The following is a 1037-nucleotide window of genomic DNA, read 5'->3' as shown; positions in this document are numbered from 1 at the left end:
TTCGTGTGGCAGGAGCTGTCCACCTCGTTCACGCTCACCGACCTGCCCCGCGAGGTCTGGTACCTCGACGGCGAGATCGTCTCCGCCGGCACCGCGGGCGCCGAGGTCCTCACCCACTCCGGGCTGCGCCTCTACATCGGTGCCGTGCTGTTCGCGATCGGGCAGGCCGCGATGGGCTTCATGATCGCCGTCCTGTCCGGCTACATCGCCTACGGCCTGGCGGACCGCCCCGGCATCGCGCCCGGCTTCGTCGGCGGCGCCCTGTCCGCGACCCTCGGTGCCGGCTTCATCGGCGCGCTGGTCACCGGCATCCTCGCCGGCTACCTCGTGCGCTGGATGACCACGTGGAGGACCCCGCGCTGGCTGTCGGGCCTCATGCCCGTCGTGCTCATCCCGCTCATCGGCTCGCTGGCCATCGGTCTGCTCATGTTCCTGCTGCTCGGGCGGCCGCTCGCCTCGCTGACCTCGGCCATGGAGTCGTGGCTCGGCGGCATGACCGGCTCGTCCGTGATCCTGCTCGGCGTGATCCTGGGCCTCATGATGTGCTTCGACCTCGGCGGGCCGGTTAACAAGGCCGCGTACACGTTCGCCACCGCGGGCCTCGTCGCCGGCAACCCGGCGACCCTGCGGATCATGGCCGCCGTGATGGCCGCCGGCATGGTGCCGCCGCTGGCGATGGGCCTGGCCACCGTCGTGCGCAAGCGGCTGTTCAGCCCGGCCGAGCAGGAGAACGGCCGCGCCGCGTTCCTACTGGGCGCCAGCTTCATCACCGAGGGCGCGATCCCGTTCGCAGCCGCCGACCCGCTGCGCGTGATCCCGTCCATGATGGCCGGCGGCGCCGTCACCGGAGCACTCATCATGGCGTTCTCGGTGGAGTCGTACGCACCGCACGGCGGACTGTTCGTGGTGTTCGCGATCAGCCCGGTGTGGGGCTACCTGGTGGCGATCCTCGCCGGCACGCTCGTCGCCTGCGCGGCCGTGGTCACCGCCAAGTCGGCCCGCCGCGACCCCGCCCCGACCACCGCCGGGGCCGAGCC

At 72.0% G+C, this 1037-nt stretch carries 1 protein-coding gene; it reads left to right on the top strand.

From position 1 onward, the window contains the following. Positions 1 to 1037: PTS fructose transporter subunit IIC (locus tag G6030_RS13850; protein WP_182643525.1), on the top strand; the 1037-nt coding region annotated here is incomplete at both ends.

This window comes from Dietzia sp. E1, from assembly GCF_014145015.1.
Taxonomy (GTDB): Bacteria; Actinomycetota; Actinomycetes; order Mycobacteriales; family Mycobacteriaceae; genus Dietzia; species Dietzia cinnamea_A.
Note: the sequence above shows the minus strand (reverse complement) of the source record. Positions and strands in the feature narration are given on the sequence as shown.